This window comes from Empedobacter sp. ULE_I140 (genome assembly GCF_053482575.1).
The window spans coordinates 1,194,751-1,212,032 of the sequence record NZ_JBQMTX010000001.1 but is presented as its reverse complement, the minus strand read 5'-3'; the positions used below and the strand labels follow the sequence as shown (position 1 = coordinate 1,212,032).

The 17,282-nt window shown below is 30.0% G+C and carries 15 protein-coding genes and 4 pseudogenes; 9 read left to right on the top strand and 10 right to left on the bottom strand.

From position 1 onward, the window contains the following. Positions 1-455 precede the first annotated feature (455 nt). Positions 456-2,252: pseudogene (locus tag ACTS9J_RS05820) on the bottom strand (type I restriction endonuclease subunit R, EcoR124 family); the annotation flags it as partial. A 76-nt stretch (positions 2,253-2,328) separates the two neighbouring features. Between ACTS9J_RS05820 and ACTS9J_RS05815 the strand changes: the two are divergent. After that, positions 2,329-3,686 (top strand): annotated as a pseudogene (locus tag ACTS9J_RS05815) (IS3 family transposase). A gap of 20 nt (positions 3,687-3,706) precedes the next feature. Here the strand turns inward: ACTS9J_RS05815 and ACTS9J_RS05810 are convergent. The 3 genes from ACTS9J_RS05810 to ACTS9J_RS05800 are packed head-to-tail and all read right to left on the bottom strand — an operon-like array spanning position 3,707 to position 6,554. After that, positions 3,707-3,985: a hypothetical protein gene (locus ACTS9J_RS05810; protein ID WP_448353020.1), complete on the bottom strand. Its 279-nt coding sequence runs from the start codon at positions 3,983-3,985 to the stop codon at positions 3,707-3,709. After that, positions 3,982-5,010 carry a virulence RhuM family protein gene (locus tag ACTS9J_RS05805; protein WP_219035294.1) on the bottom strand — a complete coding sequence of 343 codons (1,029 nt, stop codon included), beginning with the start codon at positions 5,008-5,010 and terminating at the stop codon, positions 3,982-3,984. The genes ACTS9J_RS05810 and ACTS9J_RS05805 overlap by 4 nt, the downstream gene beginning before the upstream one ends. Further along, on the bottom strand, positions 5,007-6,554 hold the full coding sequence (locus ACTS9J_RS05800; RefSeq protein WP_448353019.1) for a type I restriction-modification system subunit M: 1,548 nt from the start codon (positions 6,552-6,554) through the stop codon (positions 5,007-5,009). Before ACTS9J_RS05800 ends, ACTS9J_RS05805 begins: the two co-directional genes overlap by 4 nt. Before the next feature lie 255 nt (positions 6,555-6,809). Between ACTS9J_RS05800 and ACTS9J_RS05795 the strand changes: the two are divergent. The 3 genes and pseudogenes from ACTS9J_RS05795 (at position 6,810) to ACTS9J_RS05785 (ending at position 9,346) form a co-directional block, all read left to right on the top strand. Further along, positions 6,810-7,663, top strand: a pseudogene (locus tag ACTS9J_RS05795) (helix-turn-helix domain-containing protein). A 151-nt stretch (positions 7,664-7,814) separates the two neighbouring features. After that, a complete protein-coding gene (locus tag ACTS9J_RS05790; protein WP_114999438.1) occupies positions 7,815-8,081 on the top strand; it encodes a helix-turn-helix transcriptional regulator in 267 nt (88 codons plus the stop codon). A 2-nt stretch (positions 8,082-8,083) separates the two neighbouring features. Beyond that, complete coding sequence (locus ACTS9J_RS05785; protein WP_291062422.1) at positions 8,084-9,346, top strand: type II toxin-antitoxin system HipA family toxin; 1,263 nt, start codon at positions 8,084-8,086, stop codon at positions 9,344-9,346. A 186-nt stretch (positions 9,347-9,532) separates the two neighbouring features. Here the strand turns inward: ACTS9J_RS05785 and ACTS9J_RS05780 are convergent. Next, positions 9,533-9,664 (bottom strand): annotated as a pseudogene (locus ACTS9J_RS05780) (IS3 family transposase); the annotation flags it as partial. A gap of 1,886 nt (positions 9,665-11,550) precedes the next feature. Between ACTS9J_RS05780 and ACTS9J_RS05775 the strand changes: the two are divergent. From ACTS9J_RS05775 to ACTS9J_RS05765, 3 genes are read left to right on the top strand one after another with little or no spacing between them, the layout of a single operon-like run. Continuing rightward, the gene (locus ACTS9J_RS05775; protein ID WP_114999434.1) at positions 11,551-11,757 is read left to right on the top strand and encodes a helix-turn-helix transcriptional regulator; all 207 of its coding nucleotides are present in this window, start codon (positions 11,551-11,553) and stop codon (positions 11,755-11,757) included. After that, positions 11,754-12,080, top strand: coding sequence for a HipA N-terminal domain-containing protein (locus tag ACTS9J_RS05770; protein WP_219035292.1), 327 nt, complete (start codon positions 11,754-11,756; stop codon positions 12,078-12,080). Before ACTS9J_RS05775 ends, ACTS9J_RS05770 begins: the two co-directional genes overlap by 4 nt. Next, positions 12,077-13,024, top strand: a complete 948-nt coding sequence (locus ACTS9J_RS05765) for a HipA domain-containing protein (RefSeq protein WP_448353018.1) — start codon at positions 12,077-12,079, stop codon at positions 13,022-13,024. The genes ACTS9J_RS05770 and ACTS9J_RS05765 overlap by 4 nt, the downstream gene beginning before the upstream one ends. Before the next feature lie 871 nt (positions 13,025-13,895). On the opposite strand, the gene ACTS9J_RS05760 is transcribed toward ACTS9J_RS05765, so the two are convergent. After that, positions 13,896-14,195 (bottom strand): hypothetical protein, encoded by a 300-nt coding sequence (locus ACTS9J_RS05760; RefSeq protein WP_448353017.1) that lies wholly within the window; start codon positions 14,193-14,195, stop codon positions 13,896-13,898. A gap of 66 nt (positions 14,196-14,261) precedes the next feature. Beyond that, the gene (locus ACTS9J_RS05755) at positions 14,262-14,807 is read right to left on the bottom strand and encodes a toxin-antitoxin system YwqK family antitoxin (protein WP_448353016.1); all 546 of its coding nucleotides are present in this window, start codon (positions 14,805-14,807) and stop codon (positions 14,262-14,264) included. Positions 14,808-14,923: 116 nt separating this feature from the next. Between ACTS9J_RS05755 and ACTS9J_RS05750 the strand changes: the two genes are divergently transcribed. Both ACTS9J_RS05750 and ACTS9J_RS05745 read left to right on the top strand, forming a co-directional pair. Beyond that, on the top strand, positions 14,924-15,190 hold the full coding sequence (locus ACTS9J_RS05750) for a transposase (protein ID WP_038336637.1): 267 nt from the start codon (positions 14,924-14,926) through the stop codon (positions 15,188-15,190). A 23-nt stretch (positions 15,191-15,213) separates the two neighbouring features. After that, entirely contained in the window at positions 15,214-16,101 is an 888-nt protein-coding gene (locus ACTS9J_RS05745; RefSeq protein ID WP_181816276.1) for an IS3 family transposase, read from the top strand. A gap of 11 nt (positions 16,102-16,112) precedes the next feature. On the opposite strand, the gene ACTS9J_RS05740 is transcribed toward ACTS9J_RS05745, so the two are convergent. From ACTS9J_RS05740 to ACTS9J_RS05730, 3 genes are read right to left on the bottom strand one after another with little or no spacing between them, the layout of a single operon-like run. Then, positions 16,113-16,526 (bottom strand): hypothetical protein, encoded by a 414-nt coding sequence (locus ACTS9J_RS05740; protein WP_448353015.1) that lies wholly within the window; start codon positions 16,524-16,526, stop codon positions 16,113-16,115. A gap of 10 nt (positions 16,527-16,536) precedes the next feature. After that, a complete protein-coding gene (locus tag ACTS9J_RS05735) occupies positions 16,537-16,977 on the bottom strand; it encodes a hypothetical protein (protein WP_448353014.1) in 441 nt (146 codons plus the stop codon). Beyond that, the gene (locus tag ACTS9J_RS05730) at positions 16,974-17,282 is read right to left on the bottom strand and encodes a DUF6804 family protein (protein ID WP_448353013.1); all 309 of its coding nucleotides are present in this window, start codon (positions 17,280-17,282) and stop codon (positions 16,974-16,976) included. The genes ACTS9J_RS05735 and ACTS9J_RS05730 overlap by 4 nt, the downstream gene beginning before the upstream one ends.

Genomic DNA, 17,282 nt, shown 5'->3' with positions numbered 1-17,282 from the left:
AAATTTCTATTTTTGATTTGCATTAATTTCAATATTTCTTAATATTTCAATTTCTAAGAATCATATTGTTAAAAATTTAGACTCGGATTTTTTAGTCGACATCCGAGTTTTTTTATGCAATAGATTCTCCTCTTTTCTTATTTTATATCTTCATTTAATTAATATTTCCCAATGTTATTTTTCAAAATTAATATAAGATTTTACAATAAAAAATTTCTTAATCTTAAAAATTAAAAAGCTTTTTAACAAGTTGTTAATTACTTGATTTAAAATATATTAAAACCAATACAATACATCTTTTTTGTAAATAAATATTTTTTAAGTTGATTTTTTTAACATAATATTATTTTAATTATATCACTATAATAAAATGTGACTACATTCTGCATTATAAACATTAAAAAATCCCCAACATCCCTGTTGAGGATCAATACTATTTTTAAAATTACACTTCTTTACAATCTCCCACCTACTCCCTTAAACTTATCTATAAACGCACTGATACGTTGAAATACGGTTTGCTTTTTTGTAAGATATTGAGGATTTAAAGGACTCATTTTGGGTAAAATGGCGTTTAATTCAGTACCGTTAGAACTTGCGTATTCTCGTTTTAAAGAAGATTCGATGTAACGTTTAGTCGCTTCTTCGTTTAAGTTTTCTTCTGTGATTAATTGGGTTGCTTCTTCTTTTTGTTTGACTTGCGCATACTTAAAGAACGAATCAATAACCGTTGCTTTATCTGGAATAGTATCTAAATCTGTTTCGTTGATAAAATCTACAACTAAAGATTCTTTTCCTCTATTTCCGATACTTGCGCGTATTACTCGACTTACTTCTTCTACTAATTCAGCTTTGTCTTTTGTTTTCTTATTGTGATCAAAAATTAATTCTAAAATGTAATCTAAATTGATCTCTTGTGATTTTAATAAATCTACTTCAAAAACCACATCATCCCAATCAATACCAGAATCTTCAGGTTGTTTTCCCTCTTTTTCCTTTCTTATCCAATCACGAATGTCATTATAAGTTGAACGATAATCCTGTTCTGTACGTTGCGGTAATAATTCGATCTTTTGCATGACTGCTAAATCATCATCAGAAACATGGTACATTTCTTTGAATTCTTCTAAAGCGGCTGTATCAGTTTGATCGATACTTTGTAAGGCTTTTAGACCTGTAAATTCATCATAATTTTGTAAAATATTTTCAACGCGTAAATATTCTCCAAATAATTTCGTAAACTCCTTTTTATCTTTCTCTTTTTCAATTGTATCTGGATTTGGAAATTTTTCATTTAATTCGTTGACCACTTCAATGAATCCTCTTCGTGCATCACCAGTTGAAATATCGGTAAAACCTTCTAAATATTCTTTATAGCTTTTTTCTAAAACAACATTCTTCGTATTTTTATTTCCAAATAATGTGATGGCATCAATCGTTGCTTGTTCTAAGTCGCGGAATGTAACAATATTTCCAAAAGATTTCGTTGCATCTAAGATACGATTGGTACGCGAAAATGCTTGAATTAAACCATGGTAACGTAAGTTTTTATCAACGAATAAAGTGTTTAGTTTTGGTGCGTCAAATCCAGTTAAAAACATACCGACAACGATTAATAAATCGACTTCTTTATTTTTTACTCTTTCTGAAAGATCACGGTAGTAATTTTGAAATTCATCGCTATCCACACCATAACTTGTTTTGAACATCTTATTGTAATCGTTGATGGCTTTCGTTAAGAATTCTTTTGCTGTACTGTTTAATGCAGAAGGCTCGAATGATTCGTCTATGATTTCACCGATCGCTGATTGTTCTTCGTTCGCTGCAAACGAAAAGATCGTCGCAATCTTCAACGGTTTTTCACTGTCTATTTGCTGACGGTTTAATTCTTCGTAATAATGTTTAGCCGCTTCTACGCTACTCACCGCAAACATCGCATTAAAACCATTATTTCCACCTTTTGTACGGTGTGTTTTAATGCGGTAATTCTGTAAGATGTATTTCGAAATTTCGCTGATACGTGCAGGATGCAGAAAGGCTTTCTTAGCATCTTCTGCATTCAATTTCTTTTCATCTATTTCTGTCTCAACCCCTTTGAATTGAGGTTTAACATTGTGGTAATCCACTTTGAATTTTAAAACCTTTTCATCTCTGATGGCATCTGTAATGACATAGGCGTGTAATTCTGAACCAAAAACACTTGCTGTGGTTTCCGCACCTAACGCATTTTTAGGAAAAATTGGTGTTCCTGTTGTAAATCGTCAGCAAAAAGTGGACATCTAAGACCTAAAATTTAAGGTAGTGTTTTAAAAATCATTAACTTTAATTATGGCAAATTCAAAAAAGAAAACTCCTGAAAAATTTGTAAAAGATATTCGTCAAAACACAAGACGAATATTTACAGCGGAACAAAAGATTTTAATTGTGATGGAAGCCTTACGTGCTGAGATTTCAGTAGCTGAACTTTGCCGCAAATATGCTATTTCACAATCTCAATTTTATAAGTGGAATAAAGAATTTTTAGAAGCTGGTAAAAAACGATTATCTGGAGATATTACACGAGAAGCAACAAGTGATGATGTAAGTGATTTACGCAAAGAGAATCAGCGTTTAAAAGAGATTGTAGCTGATTTAGTTGTTCGCTATGATATCGTAAAAAAAACCTTGGATTCGTTGGATTAAAGACAAAATTCAAGAAATATATGCGATTATCAGCAAGTGAAAAACACGAAATTATACAGATTGTAACTCGTTCTGAAATTGGAGTTAAACGAACTTTAGCGGAATTTGGAATTGCACGAAGTACTTTCTATAAATGGTATTCAAATTTTCTAGAGAATGGATTTGAAGGTTTAGAATCAAAAAATTATTCAACCCATCGAAAATGGAACAGCATTCCCGATTCTCAAAAGGATTTAATTGTAGAATTAGCGTTGGATTATCCTGAATTATCTGCTAGAGAACTGGCTTTTAAAATGACCGATGAATTAGGGATTTATATCTCAGAATCGAGTGTTTATCGGATATTAAAGCAGAGAGATTTAATTCCAGCACCCAATCATATTTTAATTTCAGCCGCAAACGAATTTAAAGATAAAACGAATTTTGTTCATCAAATGTGGCAGACTGATTTTACTTATTTTAAAATTATAGGATGGGGATGGTATTATTTAAGCACGATTTTAGACGATTACAGCCGATATATTATTCATTGGGAATTATGTAGTTCGATGAAAGCAGAAGATGTAAAAAGAACCGTTAAAACAGCTATTGAAAAAGCACAATTAAAGACAAAACAGAAACCAAAATTATTATCAGATAATGGCCCTTGTTATGTGTCAAGTGAATTAAAAGATTACTTGAAAAATACGCAAAAAATGGAGCATGTTAGAGGTAAACCACTACACCCGCAAACACAAGGGAAAATCGAAAGGTATCATAGAACAATGAAAAATGTAGTGAAATTAGATCATTATTATCATCCTGATGAGCTGAAAGAAGCTCTAAATAAGTTTGTAGAAAATTATAACAATTCTAGGTATCATGAGGCTTTGAACAACCTTACACCTTCGGATGTTTATTTTGGTAGAGCAGATAAAATTTTGGAACAAAGAGCAATTATTAAACAACAAACAATTGCAAAAAGAAGGCAGTTGTATTTTCAAGAAAAAATAATAAATTTATAAACCAAACACTCTCTTAATTTTTAGAAAGAGGTGTCCAAATCATTTTGACAACGTACATTTTCAGGTACAAAAATACTTTTTGGTTGAGCTTTTTTAGAAATCCTGTTTTTAGTTTTTTCAACAAGTTTCATATTAAACCCAACATCATTAACCTGAACGAAAGGCATAGATTCTTCTCCATCATACCATTCACTATTTCCATATGGTTGAGGAAAAGAGCCTCTTCTAAAGCTAGCAATATCATCCAAAGGCAACCACTCCACGTCACCCCCTTGTAATAACTCGTCTAATTTGCTCATGATTTCCCTCCTTTTTTGTTATTTGCTTTAGCCTGTTTATCGCCTGCTTTAGCTTGTTTTTCTAAGATTGTAATGGTTTTTAGGTATTCACTTTCCACATTGCTAAGGGTTTTGGCTTTGTATTTTTTGTATTCTAAGGTTGCTTTCTCTTTCATTGCAGCATTAGAGATACTCCCTGCATTATCTAAAACTTTGCGTCCTGTCGAATTCAGGATATTATCTAACTCTCGGATATAATCGTTCATACACATTGGGCGTTCTTCAATGGCATTTAATTCGGCTAAATCAAAATAGGCTGCTACCAAGTTATTTAATACGCGTAATTCTTTTTCTTCTAAAAAATTTTTAGCAATCATCGCTTCAGCTTGTGTAGGCTCATCGCCTTTAAAATTGGTTAATCCAACAAAAGGCTTATCGCTATCTACACGCATATAGATGACTTCGCTTGCAGTATGCCCATGAGCAGCATAATGCAATTTGTTTTGTACAATTTTGAAAAAAGTTACACTTGCATCACTTTTTGGGTCGTAATCGGTTGCTGTAGCGTACAAATCTAATATTTGGCGGTACATTACCTTTTCACTTGAACGGATATCACGAATACGGTCTAAAAGTTCTTTCCAATAATTGCCTCCACCCAAATTTTTCATGCGTTCATCATCCATCGTGAACCCTTTTACGATGTATTCTTTCAGTCGATTGGTTGCCCATTGACGAAAGCCTGTAGCAATCTTCGAGTTTATTCTATACCCCAAAGCAATAATCATATCAAGATTGTAATAATCCAGTTCACGAGAAACTTCACGATTACCTTCTATTTGAACTGTTCGGATTTTCCGAACAGTTGCTTCTGCAATCAGTTCTTCTTCTGTAAAAATATTCTTAATATGTTCACTTACTGTTGATTTTGAAGTTTGGTATAATTCAACCAATTGTTTTTGCGTTAACCAAATTGTATCGTCATCCAATTGGACATTAATTTTAGTTTGTCCATCTTCTGCAGTATATAAAATTATTTCACTCATCCTTCGATTTCTTTAATTAGGTTATCAATTGCTGTACGTAAGGTTGTAATGTTGTTTACAGTTTCTGTTAGCTCGGTATTTAAGACTTTAATGTCTATCACTTCGCGTGTATCTACTGCTTCTACATACGAACTTACCGAAAGGTTGTAGTCGTTTTCTGCGATTTTTGCATTATCAATCGTTAAAGCAACGTGTTCTACATCTTCTTTTGTATCAAATAACTGCATAATCTTCTCGATGTGCACATCTTCTAACATGTTGTTATTGGTTACTTTCTTGAAGAATTCTTCCCCTGTTGCATCGATAAATTGTGTGGTATTCTCGGACTTATGTTTAGATAAAACTAAGATATTTACTCCAATAGACGTTCCGAAGAATAAATTAGCTGGTAAGCTAATCACTGTTTCTACAAAATTGTTGTCCACCAAGTATTTTCTGATTTTTTGTTCTGCTCCACCACGATAGAAAATACCAGGGAAACAAACAATGGCTGCACGACCTTTGCTTGATAAGTAATTTAAGGCATGTAACACAAAGGCAAAATCTGCTTTTGATTTTGGTGCTAAAACTCCTGCAGGTGCAAAACGGTCGTCGTTAATTAACGTTGGATCATCTGAACCTACCCAAGGAATGGAATAAGGTGGATTAGATACAATAGCATCAAATGGTTTATCGTCGATAAAATGAGGATCGGTTAAGGTATCTCCTAATTGAATGTTGAATTTATCGTAATTGACATTGTGCAAAAACATATTCATACGTGCTAAGTTGTAGGTTGTATGATTGATTTCTTGCCCAAAGAATCCATCTTCGATGATGTGGTTATCGAAATGTTTTTTCGCTTGTAATAACAATGAACCCGAACCAGCGGCAGGATCGTAGATTTTGTTCACCGTAGTTTGTTTGTGCATGGCTAATTGCGCAATCAATTTCGATACGTTTTGAGGTGTAAAGAATTCACCACCCGATTTCCCTGCATTGGCTGCATAATTAGAAATTAAAAATTCGTACGCATCCCCAAATAAGTCGATTTGACTTTCTTCGAAACTACCAAAGTTTAATTCGGCAACTCCTTTTAAGATCGCGGCTAAACGTTTGTTTTTATCTTCTACGGTATTTCCTAAACGTGTACTTGTTGTATCGAAATCTGCAAATAATCCTTTGATGTCTTGTTCAGACTCGTATCCATTTGCTGAGTTTTCAATATCCGTAAATATAGCTTTTAGGTCTGTATTTAAGTTTGAATTTGTATTGGCAGTATCGACTACATTACAAAACAATTGACTTGGATAAATGAAATATCCTTTTGTTCTAATAGCATCGTCTTTGATTTCTGGTGTGATGATGTCGTCTGTTAATTTTGCATAGTTTACACTTTCGTCACCGCCTTCTATATAATTAGTGAAATTCTCACTTATGAAACGATAGAATAAAGTTCCTAACACAAAGTGTTTGAAATCCCATCCGTCTACTGAGCCACGTACTTCGTTGGCAATTTTCCAGATTTTGGCTTGTAGTTCTGCTCTTTGGGCTGTATTTGTCATTGTCTTTATTTCTTTTTAAAGATAAAAATTATCTTTTGTATATTCATTATTGTAAACATTACAAAATTAATGCATTTAAACGCCAAAATAAGACGTTAGTGCTTTTTTGTAATGGTTTGTTTTTTACTTGTACAAATATACATTCTATGTGTGCAATGTTTTTGCATAGTTATTTTTCAATTTGAATTAATTCCTGTGGGTACGTCATATCCTCGTAGACTAAATTAGTAAAAAAACTAATATAGCCTTATGATGATGAAAAAGACAAAAGAAATAGAAGCTTACTTAACTTATAGTAAAAAACTACAAGTTCTAAAATACGCCAAAGAATATGGAAACAATTCTATCGCTTATAAATTTTTTGGAGTTAAAAAGAGCACATTTTATAAGTGGAAAAAAGCATATGAAGAACATGGAGAAGAAGGTTTACTCAGAAAGAAACCAACTCCTTGTACTTTTCCTAAATAAATTAAGCAAGAGATTGTAAATAAAGTATTAGAACCTCGAAAAGAGCATAAATTAGGGACTTGGCGAATTAAATGGTATTTAGAACGTTATCATGATATTTTGATATCGGAATCAAGTGTTTATCGTATTCTAAAGCGTAATAATGTCGCTAGATTAGACAGAAAGGTGACTAGAAGGGCAATGCATAGTATTCGATACGAAAAAGAAACACCTGGTCATCATGTGCAGGTTGATGTTAAATTTCTGATTTTTCATGATGCAAATGGTCAAAAAATCAAGCGATTTCAATATACAGCAATTGATGATGCTACACTAATTAGAGCGCTTAAAATCTATGAAAAACATAATCAATTGAACTAAATTGATTTCATAAATTATGTGGTAGAAAAATTCCCTTTTATAATTAATACAATTCAAACAGATAATGGATACGAATTTCAATTAAAGTTTCATTGGCATGTTCAAGATTTAGGAATGAGACACCGATTTATAAAAGTGGGTACACCTCAATTAAACGGGAAAGTTGAACGATTTCATTTGACTGATAAAAAAACACAGATGATGTCGATCTAAATCAAAAATTAGAACAATGGGTAAATTTTTATAATTTCAATAGACCACATTTTTCATTTAAAGGATAAACACCTTATGAAATACTAAAATCTAAACTAAAATAATTACATTTAAAGCCTACGAAGTCATGAAGTACGACAGGTTTAATACAAACAAAATGTATACATTATTATATATTTTGTCTAAATTTCGTACATTTGATTATTATAATATACATTTATGTTAGATTTCACAACAATAAAAGATGTAAAAAATTCAATTGGTGAATGGTGTAAGAAAATGCGAAAAGCAGAACACTTAACACAACAAGAATTAGCTGATGAATTAGCGCTTTCTCGTTTAACAATTGCTAAACTTGAAAATGGAGAGAATCCTACAATCGAAACTCTTTTGAAAGTATTACAGTATTTTGACGAAATGAAATCAATCAATCAATTCGTTTCAGATAAAATTGAAAATTTAGATAATAATCAATCCATGTATTAATTATGGCAAAGAATCAAATCATTTCAATCAATTTTCATGGAATTGAAATTGGTAAAATTGGTTATGACGAAAACCAAAGGAAATCTTCATTCCAATATAATCCTGATTTTTTGGAGAATAACATCTATAAAAAAATATTTCCTTACGTCATTCGTAGAACACCTAATGTACAAGTATTTTCTGAGTTTGAGGGAGAAACGTTTCGAGGTTTACCTCCTATGATTGCTGATTCTTTACCTGATTTTTTTGGAAACATTGTTTTTAAGGAATGGCTTGAAGCGACTCAAAAAGACATAAGTTCAATCACTCCTTTAGAACAGCTTACTTACGTAGGAAAAAGAGGTATGGGAGCGATAGAATTTTCACCTGCAAAAGAAATTAGATCCAATCAAACAATTAATGTCGATGAAATTACAGAAGTAGTTAAAAAAGTATTGGATTTAAAAACTTCCACCGAAGAAAAAGGATTAAGTGATATTGCTTTACTGAATATTTTCAAGATTGGAACTTCAGCTGGCGGTGCACGACCTAAAATTTTGGTTTCGGAAAATAAATCTACAGGACATTTAATTCCTGGTGATTTAGAAACTTCTGAAGAATATAATCATTATTTAATCAAGCTTTCGATCGACGAAGATCAAGGCTATTCAAAAGAAAAAATCGAATATATTTATTATCAAATTGCAACTTCCATTGGAATTGAAATGATGCCTTCTAAATTAATTGAAGATAAACATTTTGCAACATTACGATTTGATCGTCAAAATGGACAAAAACAGCATATTTTGACAGCTTCAGGAATGACAGGGTGGGATTTCAAAAAGCCTGAAAATTCGTCTTATGAAAATCTTTTTAAACTAGCTTTTGATTTGAAACTTTCGCACAAAAATATTCAGCAATTATTTAAACGAATGGCTTTTAATCTTGTTTTTTTTAATATTGATGACCATTTAAAGAATTTCTCATTCATTTATGATACAGAAAAAGACCGTTGGAATTTAGCTCCTGCCTATGATTTAACCTATCCGTTAGATGCTTTAAAAAACTATCTTCGAATTTCAAGAGCGATGTCTATTAATGGAAAACGAACTGAAATTAATCGAACTGATTTACTGAAAATAGCTGATTTATTCACGATTAAAGATGCTAACGGAATTATTGATGAAGTCGTACAATCGACTAATCAATTCAGAATCCTATGTCAAAAACAAAATATTCCTGAAAAAGTGATTGATAAAATTGAATCTGAGTTTTTAATGTTTTAATTAAGAATAGCATGATACTAAATACAATTCGTTCAAGAGGATTTTGAATATCTTCAAAGAAAGACTCAGTTAATTTATATTGATAAGGGTTTTTGCTATTGAAGATTTTTATATTAATAGAAGATTTGCAGTTTTATGTAAGCAAATTTTGATAGCTGGTTATGCAAATAAAAAGTACAGTAAAATTTAAGCTACATTTTTGTAAACATTATTTAAGTTATTAAATTCTTCAATTGTTTTGTAATTCAATGAGCTGTGTCTTCTTTTTCTGTTGTACCAAATATCAATGTATTGAAATATTTCGCTTTCCATTTGTTTTATGAAAATCTGTACGTTGTCAAAATGATTTGGACACCTCTTTCTAAAAATTAAGAGAGTGTTTGGTTTATAAATTTATTATTTTTTCTTTCGAACACACTTTAGATCCTTTGCTCGTAATTCTGAACAATTTAACTAAAATTCGTCATTTCGATACTAAATCGTCGGATTTTTAATTTCTTTTTCAATATTCAAGTTTTAAATTTACTTTTAATAAGGAATTAAAAAACCGTCATTGCTGAAGAGTCGAGTGTCAATTCGGCGTAGTGAGCGTTAAAAATGATTTACTGTTCTCATTTTATATGTGAATGATTTAAAGCATTTAGTGAGTAGCCGTTATTGACCGATTTGTAGGCACAGACTTGACGTTTTTGGTTCGTTTTTGCGTCAAGGTAAAAATGAATGAAGGTAGTTTTGAAAAACGAGAATAATCTTTCTATCACTTTTTTATTCATAGCTTATCTATTTTAATTATCGGTATTCATATGCCCTTCGGGAAAGTTCATCAAAAAAAACATTTGAAATTAAAAGGAGGAGCCATGGTATGGCTCAGGTAATACTTATTTCTTTTTTTCATTTTTTATTCATTACTTTTCTATTTTAATTATCGGTATTTATATGCCCTTCGGGTAAGCTCATCCAAAAAACATTTGAAATTAAGAGGAGGAGCCATGGAATGGCTCAGGTAATTCAACTAACTAAATTATCTCCATAAAGTTGGCAACTCGCTTCACTCAGACACTCCAACTTTTTTATTCCAATAATTTAGAGTTAAATTGCATTTCGATTCTAAATCGTCGGATTTTTCTAATCCTTTTTTCTAATTCAGATTCGTTATCACTTTTATCAACGGATTTTAGAGTCGACTTACGATTTGCAGACGAGCTTCAATCCATTGAAACAAGCGTAAAAAAGATTAGTGAGCGATAGCGAATCATTTAATCTTTTTAGTGCGTAAAATGGTAATTGAACGTCGAAAATCGCAGTCTTGTAATGCTTTGCATTCATGAATACCTTAAAAATAATAATAAATCATATGAATAACTTTTGATTACTTTTTGATCAAGCAAAAAGTAATAAATAAAGAACTACTAATTATTCTCTTATTCACGTAATTATGTTCAGAACCTCAACTCGTTGTTAATTTGAGGTATCGAGAAATCTATTACTTTCATTTTTTTATTCATAGCTTATCTATTTTAATTATAGGTATTCAGATGCCCTTCGGGGAATAGTCAAAAAAACTAACGAAAAAAGACTTGGCTGTAAAACTCTCTACTAAATATGTTCTCATTTCTCTAAAGATTTTAAAAACCCTACGGGCTAATACCTTTTTAAGTTTCATTCAAACATTTTCTTAACGTGTGTGTTTTAATACCGTTTTCGTCATTCTTTTCCAATATTCAAATTCGCTTTTAGTACGGTCACTGAGGTTTTAGAAGGAAAAAATCAAACATGCGACGGGAATAGATCGTAAAAATGTGGCTTCGTGAACCTCAGCCACCAAGAAAAACCTGTTCCTAGGCTCTCGAAGGGAAAAGATCAAACTATCAAGAAGAAAAGGTTTTCAGTATGGTTAAAATTTAGTTTATATCCATTTGTTATACGTCTTAATTAAAATTCGTCAGTTCGAGTGATTTTTCGAAATAATAATGAAGAAAAATTGTATCGAGAATAGAATTTTATCTTCAAAAAATTCAGCCACCAAAAGATCGTTCCCTGAGTTCTAAAAAGGAAAATATCGTAAAAGTGTGACTTCGAGAACCTCAGCCACCAAGAAATAATCGTACCCTAAAAGGTATAATACTTACGTTTATATAAATTTTATACCTTATTGGGTATAAAACAAAAATTATGACTATATTTATACCTCAAAGGGTATAAGTATGAATCAATCAATTGCAGAATTTATCAAACAAAAAAGAAAAAGATTAAAACTTACACAACCTGAATTGGCTGAGAGAGCTGGAGTTGGTTTAAGATTTATTCGTGAACTAGAACAAGGAAAACCTTCTGTAAGATTAGATAAAGTTAATCAAGTTTTAGCTTTATTTGGTTCTGAAGTTGGTGTAATTGATAAAATTGAGCAATGAGAAAAGGTTTAGTCTATTATAAAAATCTATTTGCAGGAACAATTTCTGAAAATGAAAATGGTTATATTTTTAAATACGATCAAGAATATTTGAATAATTTGGAATCGAAACCAATTAGTTTAACGCTTCCAAAACAACAAGATTCGTATGAAAGTAAAATTTTATTTCCTTTTTTTGATGGATTAATACCAGAAGGTTGGCTTTTGAATATTGCAGTAAAAAATTGGAAATTAAATTCTAAAGATCGTTTTGGTTTATTATTAACCCTTTGCAAAGATTGTATTGGAGCTGTTTCTATCATTTCAAATAATGAAGAATTATGAAAAAATGCCTTAGTTGTTACAAAGAATTAGCAGAAAATGAAATTGATTTTCATTCTAAATGTTCTAAAAAAATATTTGGTTCAATAAATCCTCCTTCAATTGATTTTGACAGCAAACAATTAGAAGAATTAGCAAAAGAGTTGATTGTAAAAAGTGTGACAGTTACAGGTGTGCAACCAAAATTATCTTTAAATCTTATAAGCGATATAAATAAACAATCGAGATTTACAATTGTGGATCTTGAAGGAAATTATATTTTAAAACCTGCTTCAAAAGAATATATCGACTTACCCGAAAATGAAGACTTAACCATGCATTTAGCGGAATTGGTAAAAATAAAAACAGCAACACACACACTTATTCGGCTTAAATCAGGTGAATTGGCTTATTTAACAAAGCGATTTGATCGAAAAAATCAAGATAAAATTGCTGTTGAAGACTTTTGTCAATTGACTGAAAATTTAACGGAACATAAATATCGAGGATCAATAGAAAAAATCGGAAAATTAATCTATCAACTAACTAAAAATAGTGGATTTGAAGCTCAAAAATTATTTGAAATTGTTTTATTTAATTACTTGACTGCAAATGCTGATATGCATCTTAAAAACTATTCATTAATCGAAAATGATTTCAATGAATACGAATTATCTCCAGCTTACGATTTATTGAATACACTGTTATTAATTCCCAATGATAAGGAAGAATCTGCATTAACAATTAATGGTAAAAAAAATAGATTAAAAATAGAAGATTTCAATCAGTTAGCGAAAACATTAAAAATACCTAATAAATCAGTAGAATCTATTTACAAAAGATTCATCAAAATTAGACTAAAATGGATCGATTTTGTGGAGATTAGCTTCTTAAATAAAGATACTAAACAAGCGTATATTGAAACATTGAACACTAGATTTAATAAATTGTTTAGTTCTAATAATTAGAGCAAGCATGACTTCAAGAACCTCAGCCACCAAGAAAACCCGTTCCATGAGGCACTCGAAGGGAAAAGAGTAAACACTCGAAAGGAAAAGATCGTAAAATGTGACTTCGAAAACCTCAGCCACCAAGAAAACCGTTCCCTGAGCATTCTAAATGCAGTATCTTTCTATCACTTTTTTATTCATAGCTTAATCTATTTTAATTATAGATATTCATTTGAAACAATTAATAACTCATGAATAAAAAATGAATGAATATAGTTTTTCAAAATCCTTTTTCTAATTCAAATTCGTTGTCACTTTTAACAACAAATTTTGTCATTCTGAACTCGTTTCAGAACCGCATACTTAGTCTTAGTCTTAGTCTTAGTCTTAGTCTCATTCACATCGTAAAATACATATATCTGAAACCTCAAAAACTACTAATCGGCTCATAATTCATACTTTTTTGAGCCAATTAATCAAAATAATCGGCTCATCGTTAAATGAAATAAAAAAATAAATTGGGATTACCTTATTGAAGAAAGTCTTTCAAGCTTACTAAAAAAAAACATAAAAACTTTATTTACAATAAATTATAAATAAAATTAAAAATTATAGACATAAAAAAAGCACCTTTAAAAAGGTGCTTTTGTGGTCCCACTTGGGCTCGAACCAAGGACTTGCTGATTATGAGTCTGTTTTATTTTTTTAACATTCTTTTTCAATTCCTTTCATTTAATTGTATTTCAATAATTTAAAAATATTATTCTTTTCAATACTTATCATTTTTTTAGATTCAATTACTACAAATGTTTCAGTATTGTTTCAGTCCAAAATTAGAAACACATTAGTATGTAATTAATGTAAAACATGTAAAATCTCTTAGTAAATACTACATTGACACAATTGAATTAATTACCTTGTTTTGAATCTTAACATCTGATTTTATGTAATAGTTTTTGATTAGCAAATAGTCATCTGTATTATATCTTTCAATTTCTTTTGTTGACTTAATTAATACACAGACTAATATATCCCAATAAAAGATAAACTCTATTTCAATATCTTTAAAATTGTTGTCTACATAAAGATAACTATCATAACCAATAATTCTATCATTTAACACCTCAACTTCAAACTCTACCTCTTCATAATACATCCCTATTTTAAATGGTATGTATATTTTGTTCATTTATATTTTATTTTAAAGAAAAAACCACCCATAAATGAGTGGCTTTATATTTCATTAAATGATATCTTATTCTGTTTTTAATTGACCATTTTCGTAATATTCCCTTATTATAGCAATAGGTTGACCATTTTTATAATTAGATTCATATTTTAACTGCCCATTTTTATAATAAACTTTTACTATTCCATCTTCTTTATTATTTTTATAGTTCACTTCTGAAGATAATTCTCCTGATTCAAGATAATACTTTGATAAACCTTCTTTCTTATCATTAATTAAATTCGATACAACCATTAATTTACCATTTTCATAATAAACTTTATGCTCACCTTGTGCTTTACCATCAATAAAATTTCCTTCAAATCTTAATACTCCATTTTCAAAATATTCTTTTCCAACTCCATTAGGCTTACCATTTTGAAATTTAGCTTCAAACTTTAATTGACCATTTTCATAGTAAGTTTTATCAATACCTGTAAATGGTTCATTAGAATTAGCTTCATATAGAACCCCATCCTTTTCAACATGTTTTTGTGAATCCTCTTTTGTAGTTTCGCTACAACTAATAACATTTAAGATTATTATTAATATCAATGCTAATTTTCTTTTCATAGTTTTTATTTTTAATTCATAAACATTTCATTTGATAACTCTTCACCTTCATCATTTGTAATCTTCCCTAAAAACCGGACCGTTTAAAAATATAGTTTATTAACTTAGGGATAATTATGAAACAGAGCAATTTTACAGAAGTTCAGATCGTCAAGATCTTATCAGAACAAAATCAAGGCAAAACAGTCAATGAAATTTGTCGTGAACATGGAATAAGTCAACCCACTTTTTATAAATGGAAGAGTAAATATGGCGGAATGGAAGCCCATCAATTAGCTCAATTAAAAGAACTAGAGAAGCAATTGTCCCAATATAAAAAAATTGTAGCAGAGCTTACTTTGGAAAACGTAGTTTTAAAAGATGTTATCGAAAAAAAGCTATAACGCCTTGTGAAAAACGAGAGTTGGTGTTGTATTCAAAAGAAAAACATCAGCTAAGTTCTCGCAGGGCTTGTCGTCTATTTAGCTTAAGAACATCCGTTTTTTATTATCAAAAAGTACGTAAAGATGAGGATGATAAAATACGTTTTCAATTGATAGCGCTATCCAACGAGCATCAAACTTGGGGCTTTTGGATGATGCATCATCGTTTACGAAATTTAGGATTTACTTGGAACCATAAACGAGTTTATCGAATTTATACTTCGATGAAACTTAACCTACGTAATAAACGTAAAAAAAGACTTCCTGCAAGGATTAAAGAGCCGCTTTTACGTCCGATTTATCCAAATGTAACGTGGAGTATGGATTTCATGCATGATAGTTTAGAAAACGGAAAAAGCGTGAGAAGTTTGAATATTATAGACGATTTTAATCGAGAAATTTTGAGTATTTGTATCGACACAAGCTTACCTTCAGCTAAAGTAATTTCTGAACTTGAAAAACTAATCGAATGGCGAGGGAAACCTGAGAAAATTAGAGTAGATAATGGTCCAGAATTTATTGCTGAAAAACTAAAACTATTTTGTCAAAAAAAAGCCATTGAATTATATTATATTCAACCTGGGAAACCTACGCAAAATTCGTTGATTGAAAGATTTAATAGAACTTTTAGAACAGATTTTTTAAATGCTTATTTATTTGAAAATATCAAAGAAATGAAAAATTATACAGAAATTTGGATGTGGATGTATAACAATGAAAGACCACACAGTTCTTTACAATATCTTTCTCCTAGAAATTTTTTATTGAAATATGGTAAGGTCAAAAATCCTAATGATTTTCCTACATTTCAAATTAATCAAAATAATAATACAATAATATTAAATAAAAACTATACTTTTAAATGTTCCTAACAAGGGGAAGATTACACATTCCTTATACTTTCTAAGAAAACTGTATATCTACTTGAAGTATGTCGTGGTAAGTTTGAGAAATCAGTAATTTTTTTTGAAGTTACAATTATGTACATTGTATTCTTATCACTTTTATCTTTACTTGTTCCTAGTACAGAACAAAATCCTTCTGGAAATGATATAATTTCTTCTTTATGAGAGTTTAATTCGTACACTAAACTATAACCTATTTCTTCTAATAACTTTTCTTCAGAAATACCATTATGAAATTTTTCACCTACCAGAGCAGATAAATCAAAAAACTCTTCTGTTAATTGATATTGAAATTTTCGAGGTTCAAATTCTTCTTTTAATACAAAACCCTTATTTCCTGATTCAAACAAAGTATAGTAGTATTCATCTTTATTAGGATTGTTATTTTCCATCGTTATCTATTTAATCATTAACAGCTGTGTTACCTATACCAAAACAGATAAATAACATAAAACCAATATTGATTAAAGATCTTACTATTTCAAAAAAAGTAAATTCAATATCATTACAAATAACAAATACTGTATGAATCATTATAATAATAGTCCATAAGATGTAGTTATATAAAGTAAATGTTTTGTTAGGACTCAATTTCTTCACTAAACCTCCTATAAACATTCCTAAAAGAATGAAGATTTGAAGTGAAAGAGCACTAATAATTATCCAAATAAAAAGCTCTCCCCATTTACCAAATAAACTCCAAAACATTCCATCTCCTCTAATCTTCATAATCAATGAAAAAAGAAAAGGATTAATAGCTAACCAAATATATAAGGTTAGTACTAAACTGATAAAGCTCACAAAAGGAGTTAATACATATTTTACTAATGTTTGAATATTCATATTTTATTTTTATTATTAACAATACTAAACAACAAACCTATAGCAACTACAACATCTATAATATTCCATATTGTACGTCCTAAGTAAACTTTAAATATTGGTTGAAATAAAACTGCTAAAATCAAATAGATAACAAATTCTGTTTGTCTTTCCTTTTGATAAGATTGATAAGCAAGTACTCCAAAACCTATTAATGCTATAAAGCGTATTAATTGATAAAAACCATATGGCATATCTATTAAACATAGTAGAAACAAAACTGAAAGTACTATTTTGATAAGATTCTCTGAAATTTGAATATTCAT